7 protein-coding genes are annotated in these 7,052 nt (G+C 74.0%); 4 read left to right on the plus strand and 3 right to left on the minus strand.

Going from position 1 to position 7,052, the window contains the following annotated elements:
• Positions 1 to 272: 272 nt before the first annotated feature.
• The 3 genes from ACWCXH_RS29335 to ACWCXH_RS29345 form a co-directional block, all read right to left on the minus strand.
• Positions 273 to 1,001, minus strand: a complete 729-nt coding sequence (locus tag ACWCXH_RS29335; protein ID WP_449804496.1) for a hypothetical protein — start codon at positions 999 to 1,001, stop codon at positions 273 to 275.
• 359 nt (positions 1,002 to 1,360) lie between these two features.
• Positions 1,361 to 3,034, minus strand: a complete 1,674-nt coding sequence (locus ACWCXH_RS29340; protein WP_449804497.1) for a DUF885 domain-containing protein — start codon at positions 3,032 to 3,034, stop codon at positions 1,361 to 1,363.
• Between the two features lie 233 nt (positions 3,035 to 3,267).
• Positions 3,268 to 3,684 (minus strand): DUF5997 family protein, encoded by a 417-nt coding sequence (locus ACWCXH_RS29345; RefSeq protein ID WP_449804498.1) that lies wholly within the window; start codon positions 3,682 to 3,684, stop codon positions 3,268 to 3,270.
• A 67-nt stretch (positions 3,685 to 3,751) separates the two neighbouring features.
• On the opposite strand from ACWCXH_RS29345, the gene ACWCXH_RS29350 reads away from it, so the two are divergent.
• The 4 genes from ACWCXH_RS29350 to ACWCXH_RS29365 form a co-directional block, all read left to right on the plus strand.
• Positions 3,752 to 4,498, plus strand: a complete 747-nt coding sequence (locus tag ACWCXH_RS29350; protein WP_449804505.1) for a LysR family substrate-binding domain-containing protein — start codon at positions 3,752 to 3,754, stop codon at positions 4,496 to 4,498.
• An 88-nt stretch (positions 4,499 to 4,586) separates the two neighbouring features.
• Entirely contained in the window at positions 4,587 to 5,174 is a 588-nt protein-coding gene (locus ACWCXH_RS29355) for a DUF421 domain-containing protein (RefSeq protein WP_449804499.1), read from the plus strand.
• A gap of 221 nt (positions 5,175 to 5,395) precedes the next feature.
• Positions 5,396 to 6,799 carry an amidase gene (locus tag ACWCXH_RS29360; protein ID WP_449804500.1) on the plus strand — a complete coding sequence of 468 codons (1,404 nt, stop codon included), beginning with the start codon at positions 5,396 to 5,398 and terminating at the stop codon, positions 6,797 to 6,799.
• A gap of 117 nt (positions 6,800 to 6,916) precedes the next feature.
• The coding region (locus ACWCXH_RS29365) for a helix-turn-helix domain-containing protein (protein WP_449804506.1) at positions 6,917 to 7,052 on the plus strand (136 nt) is incomplete at its 3' end.

Below are 7,052 nucleotides of genomic sequence, written 5' to 3' on the forward strand. Positions count from 1 at the left end.
CTCGGCGGCGGCCGGTTCGCGGGTGCGGCGGAGCAGGCCGGGTGCGCTTCGTCGCGCTGCCCGCCGAGGCGGACTTCGACGACCGCGACCTCGAGTACCGCTGCAGCGGCTCGCCGCGCCGGTTCGTCTCCGGGGCGTCACCGCGCGGCGAGCGGGCCCGCGCGCTGGCCGGAGCTCGCGGAGTCCCGGCCGTTCGACGCCGTCGCCGAGCTGGTCGAGCTGCTCGGCTCCTGACCGGAGCGCAGGTCAGACGCCGTCGACGGCCGGCCGGGTCACTGGTCGTCGTCGTCGGCGTCCGGTCCGGCGCTCGGGGCGCCGCCCTTGCCGATGCCGAGCTTGGCCTCGGCGGTGGTCCAGTCGGTGGCGATGGCCTGCTGGACGGCGGCGAGGGTGGCCTGGCCCTTGCACAGCGCGGTGTGCAGGTGCGTCTCGACGGTGTCCTTGGGGTTGTTCGGACCCTTGCCCGGGACGTGGTCGGGGGACGGCGGTTCGACCCACAGGTTGCGCGGGTCGTTCGGGTCGCCGCCGAGCTGCAGGCTGATCAGGTGGTCGTACTCGCCGTCGCCCATCGGGCCGTTGTAGCCGTAGGACTTGGCGTTCTCCGCCTTCTCCTTGCCGGTGATGTTCGCCGGCGGGCGGATCCCCGAGGTGTAGCCGCCCGGCTTGCAGACGGTGTCGTTGAGGTTGGCCTGGGTGACCGCCGGGCTGGTCGCGCCCGGGGTGCAGTTCGGGTCGGGCAGCGGCTGCTTGTCGGCGGTGTAGCGGTACTTGCAGGTGCCCGCGGCGGGCTGGGCCTGCACGTCGTACGAGGGCTTGGGGCCGGGCCCGACCGGGATCGCGTGGGCGCCGGCCGCGTCGCCGGCCGCCGGGGCCGAGCCCTTCGCGGCCGCGCTGGTGTGGGCGGGCTTGGCGGTGTGTCCGGTGTCGGACGAGCAGCCTGCGGCCGCGGCGAGCAGGACGGCCGCGGCTATGGCCAGGGCACCGCGAGCGGGAGCCGGCACGAGTTCCTCCAGATGGGTGTGCGTGAGCTGCGGGCCGGCGGGCCGCCGAATACCGCGCCAGCGGACACTATCGTGTCAAAGGGGCCAAAGGGGTGATGCCACGTCGGGCGTGGGAGGCCGTGGCCCGGCACGCGGAATCGTTTCGGCGCGCCCGCCGTCCCGGGCGAGACGCTGACCGGCCCCGGCCTGGACTCCGTCGACTTCGCCGTGCTGGGCCGCACCGTCCACGTGGCCGGGACCAAGGGAGAGGCGTCGTCCCCGGAGGCCGTGCGGTTCTGACGGGCCGTTCGGGGGGTGGGGCCGGCCTTCGCCGGTCCCGACGGGCAAGGGCCGGCCCCACCCCGCGGCGCTCCCGGACGTCAGTGCGCCGCGATCCAGTCCGTGATCAGCTCGTCCAGCACGCCCAGCGGAAGGCTGCCGTGCCCGATCACCTCGTGGTGGAACTCCCGGGCGTCGAAACGCCCGCCGAGCGCCGCCCGGGCCCGGTCCCGGTGCCGGACGATCTCCCGGCGGCCGATCAGGTACGCGGTGGCCTGCCCGGGCCAGGCGATGTAACGGTCGATCTCGTTGCGGACGTTGGCCTCGGTGGTGGCCGTGTTGTCCCGCATGAACGCGATCGCCCGCTCCCGCGACCACCCGAAGTGGTGCAGCCCGGTGTCCACCACCAGCCGGACGGCGCGCAGCGCGTCCAGCGACAGCATGCCGAAGCGGGAGAGGTCCGAGCTGTACAGCCCCATCTCGTCCGCCAGCCGCTCGGTGTACAGCCCCCAGCCCTCGACGTGCGCGGTCAGCTGCCCGCTCGGCCTCTGCCGGAACTCCGGCAGGTGGTGCAGGGTCTGGGCGACGGCGATCTGCAGGTGGTGGCCCGGCACGCTCTCGTGGAAGGCGATCGCCTCGTACTCGTACCGGAACCGGGTGTGCGGGCGCAGCGTGTTGATCCAGTGCGTGCCGGGCAGGCCGCCCGGGCCCGGCGGCTGGTAGTACGCGAGCGGCGCCGTCTCCGCCTCGATCGGGTCGATCTCGCGGGTCACGCAGTCGGCGATCGGGTAGGGGCGGAAGTAGTCGACGGACGCGCGGCGGGCCCGCTCCAGCGCGTCGTCGACGAGCGCGACGATCTCCTCGGCGCTGCCGAACCGCAGCGCAGGGTCCTCGCGCAGCGCGGCCAGCACGCGGTCGGTGCCGCGGACGCCGAGCACCGTGGCGCCCAGCTCGGCGAACTCCTCGCGCAGCGCCGCCACCGCGTCCAGGCCGATCCGGTGGATCTCCTCCGGGGCCAGCCCGGGGCGGGTGTAGCGGGCGACGGCGTCGGCGTAGCCCTCGGCGCCGCCGGGCACGTGGCACACGCCCGCCTCGTCGTCCGGCCGGGCCCCGGGCGCGAGCCGCTGCGCCAGGCCCGCCCGGTAGCGGGCCACCGCCGGCCGCACGGCGTCGCGCACGATCGTCCTGGCGCGCTCGGCCTCGCGGCGGCCCTGCAGCGGGCGCAGCAGCTGGTCGTCGGCGAGGTTCCCCGCGAGGTAGCCGTCGAGCTGCGCGATGGCGGCGTCGACGCCGCTGCGCACCGGGCGTCGGTCCTCGGCGGCGGCGTCGAGGTAGCGCTGGAGGCCGGCGTCGAAGTAGCCGGGCAGGCCGACCAGCCGTTCCAGGTAGGAGTCGGCGCCCTCCTGGTCGACGGCGGTCATGACGAGGGACTGGAAGGCCTCGTTGTGCGGCGCCGCGACGGTCGCCGAGACGCTGAAGTCGGCCAGTCCGTGGGTGATCCGGCCGGTGCCGTTGTCGATCAGCCGGGCGAGGACGCGGTGCGTGACGCGGTCCTCCGCGTCGAGGCCGTCGAGGGGTATCGCGGTGAGCCGCGCCCCGAGGTTCTGGAGCACCGCGCGGTGCTCCAGGGCGGCCTCCCGGGACGGGTCCGGCACCTCGTGGGCGTGGCCCGCGACACCGCTGAGCGTGGCGTTGAACGGATCGTGCGCGTTCTCGGCGGCGAAGTACTCCTCGGCGAGCGCGGCGAGTTCGGCCTGGTGGGTCTGCTCGTTCATGGGAGCTGCCTATGACGAAACGTGACCCGGTGGCAACCCCTGGGACCGCAGTGGGCGCCGCGGGTCGCTCCCGCGACCGGGGCGACCTTGCCGTCCAGTGCTACCGTGTCCGGCCCTCCCGGTGGACGAAAGAAGCTGCCGGTGTGCGCTCGCTCGTGGGCGAACTCACACCGGCAGCATCGTGGCACACGGGTCCGACGATCCGGCCGGCGTGCGGGAGGAGCGGAGGTGGGTCAGGCCTTGGCGGCCTTGGCCGCGGCCTGCGCGGCCTCCTTCTCGTGCTTGGCCTTGATCCGGGCGGTCTCCTTGCGGACGTCCACCTGGTTGGCGCGCTCGTGCTGGAGCCAGAGCGGGTTCTCGGCCTTGAGGGCCTCGATCTGCTCGGTGGTGAGCGCCTCGGTCACCCCGCCGCGGGCCAGGCCCGAGATGGAGACGCCGAGCTTGGCGGCGACCACCGGGCGCGGGTGCGGGCCGTTCTGGCGCAGCTCCTGGAGCCACTGCGGCGGGTTCGCCTGGAGCGCGGTGAGCTCCTCGCGGGAGACCGGGCCGTCCTGGAAGCTCGCCGGGGCCGCGTCGAGGTAGATCCCCAGCTTCTTGGCCGCGGTGGCCGGCTTCATGGTCTGGCTGGTCTTCTGCTTGAGCGATGTCATGCAGACAAGGGTAAGGGAGCGCGCGGGCGCTCCCTGTCGCGGTGGGTAGCCTTGCCCTGTGACAGACATGCAGGTGAACCCGTCCTTCCGGCTCGCGTACGTCCCCGGCGTCACCCCCGGCAAGTGGGCGCGCGTCTGGGGCGAACGGCTTCCGGACGTCCCGCTCGACCTCGTCGCGGTCCCCGCCGCCGACGGCGAGCGGACCCTGCGCGAGGGCGACGCGGACGCCGGCCTGGTCCGGCTGCCGGTCGACAAGGACGTGCTGAGCGCGATCCCGCTGTACACCGAGACCACCGTGGTCGTCTTCCCCAAGGACCACTGGCTCGCCGCCGCCGACGAGGTCGCCCTCGCCGACCTGGCCGACGACGTCGTCTTCCACCCCCTGGACGACACCCTCGGCTGGACCGACCTGCCCGGGCGCCCCGCCATCGAACGCCCGGCCACCACCGGCGACGCGATCGAGCTCGTCGCGGCCAACGTCGGCGTCCTGCTGGTGCCGCAGTCCCTCGCGCGGCTGCACCACCGGCGCGACCTCACGTTCCGGGCGGTCGCCGACGCGCCGCAGTCGCAGGTCGCGCTGTCGTGGCCGCAGGAGCGGACGACGGACCTCGTCGAGGAGTTCATCGGCATCGTCCGGGGGCGGACGGTGAACAGCTCGCGCGGGCGCGGTGCGGCGGCGCCGGCGGAGGCGAAGAAGGCGGAGCCGAGGAAGAAGGCGGCGCCGGCCCGGAAGCCGCAGCCGCAGAAGACGGGCCAGAAGCCGAAGCCGAAGGCCGCCGCCGCCAAGCGCGGCAAGCCCAGGCGCGGCAGGTAGCCCGCGGCTGCTGGCCGGGCCCCGGCGGGGCGCGTACCGTCGGTCCCCGTCCGGTCGAGGGCGGAGCCGAGGGTGGAGGAGCGCGGCCGTGTGGCATGACCTGGTAGTCGTCCAGATTCCGATCGTCGAGAAGATCCTGCGCACGATCGCGGTCTACGCCCTGATCCTGGTCCTCTTCCGGGTCGCCGGGAAGCGCGGGCTCGCGGGCCTGAACACCTTCGACATGGTGGTCGTCTTCCTGCTCTCCAACGTCGTGCAGAACGCGATCATCGGCAACGACAACAGCCTGCTCGGCGGCGCCATCGGTGCCGTCACCCTGATCGCGGTCAACTCCGCCGTCACCCGCTGGCTCGCCCGCGACCCGCGCGCCGCCCGGCTGCTGGAGGGCACGGCGACGACGGTGGTCCGGGACGGCACGCTCGTCCCGGGCGCCCTGCACGACCTCGCGCTGCGCCCGTCCGAACTTGAGCACGCCATCCGGGTCCAGAACGGTGACAACGTCAGCGGCGTCGCCCGCGCCCGCCTGGAGCCCGACGGACAGCTCCTCGTCACCCTGAAGCCCGCCGAACAGAGCGCCACCCGTGGCGACGTCGAGGAGCTCCAGCGGCGCCTCGAAGCGATCGAGCACCTGCTGGTGTCGCTGGCCGCCAACCGCCCCCCGGAGCCGCCGCGTTAGGGGGCGGCGAACGAAGGCTTCCCCGGCGGGAGTCGGCGAGACGAGCGCCGGGCGGCAGGTGGTCGAACACGGGGGCGCATGCCGAACATTCGCGCAAAGGCGGGGGGTCGGGCCTCCAGTCGGGTGACGGGGACGGCCCTGGGCTATCCGCGGGCGCCGTCGCGTGCTTAGACTGCCAACCTCTCGCGAGACTACCGGTCAGTAGGGAATGGGGAGTCGGGATGGCCGACGAGCGGATCCACGCGTTCACCGACGACGCCCTCGGCGAGCACGACGCGGTGGCGCTGGCCGCCCTCGTGCGCGCCGGCGAGGTCAACCCCCGGGAACTGGTCGCGGCGGCCGTCGCCCGCGCCGCCCGGATCGACGACACGCTGCTGCCCGTCGCGCACGCCTCCTACGACCGGCCGCGGATCAGCCGGGAGGGCATCGGCGGGCCGCTGTGGGGCGTCCCGACCTACCTCAAGGACAACGTGGACCTGCGCGGCCTGCCCACCGCCAACGGCAGCGCCGCCTACCGGGCCCGGCCGGCGCGGCGCAACGCGCGCTTCGCCGACCAGTTCCTCGCCACCGGCCTCGCCGTCCTCGGCAAGACCCGGATGCCCGAGTTCGGCCTGAACGCCTCCACCGAGTTCGCCACCGCCCAGCCGGTGCGCAACCCGTGGAAGCCCTCGCACTCGCCCGGCGCCTCCTCGGGCGGCGCGGCGGCGCTGGTCGCCTCCGGCGTCGTCCCGATCGCGCACGCCAACGACGGCGGCGGCTCGATCCGCATCCCGGCCGCCTGCTGCGGCCTGGTCGGCCTCAAGCCCACCCGCGGCCGGCTGGTCACCAACCCGCAGGGCGGCAAGCTGCCGCTCGACATCGTCACCGACGGCGTCCTGACCCGGTCCGTCCGCGACACCGCCGCGTTCTTCGCCGCCGCCGAACGCCACCGTGCGAACCCGCAGTTGCCGCCCGTGGGCTTGGTCGAGGGCCCGGGGGAGCGCAAGCTGCGGATCGGCCTCGTGGTGGACTCGCCGATCGCCAAGACCGACGAGCCGACCTGCCGCGCCGTCGAGGAGACCGCCGCCCGGCTGGAGGCGATGGGCCACCACGTCGAGCCGACGACCCTGCCCTTCGGCGAGGAGTTCTCCCGCGACTTCGTCTCGTACTGGGGCTACATCGCCTGGGTCATCGCCGCCACCGGCAAGCTGATGCTCGACCCCGGCTTCCGCGCCCGCGACCTGGACGGCCTGACCACCGGTCTGCGCCGCAGCTACCGGCGCGAGTTCCGCCGCACCCCGGGCGTGCTGCGCCGCCTGCGCCAGGCGGAGGCCGCGTACGCGGGCATCTTCCGCACCCACGACGCGATCCTCTCTCCGGTCCTCGCGCACGTCGCGCCGCCGATCGGCCACCTGAGCCCGAACGTGGCCTACGACGAGCTGATCGAGCGCCTGATGCGCTACGTCGCCTTCACCCCGGTCAACAACGTCACCGGCGGCCCCGGCATCGCCCTCCCCACCGGCGCGGCCCCGAGCGGCCTCCCGATCGGCGTCCACCTCTCCGCCGCCCACGGCCAGGAACGCCTCCTCCTGGAACTCGCCTACGCCCTGGAGGCCGACCGTCCCTGGCGGCGCATCCAGGACTAGGTGTACTGACCACGGAGGTTGGTGACAGGGCTCACGGCCGGGTGATCTTGAAATGAGTGAGGGCCTTCTGGCTCGGTGTGGATTGCGACATCTGCACCTACAGCCAGAAAGGCCCTCATGCCACACCGTAACGCACCGCTGACCGAGACCGGACGTCTGCGCCTGGCCCGCTGCGTGGTCGAGGACGGCTGGCCGCTGCGTAGGGCCGCCGAGCGCTTCCAGGTCTCGCCCACCACGGCCAAGCGCTGGGCGG

The organism is Kitasatospora sp. NPDC001660 (assembly GCF_053596725.1).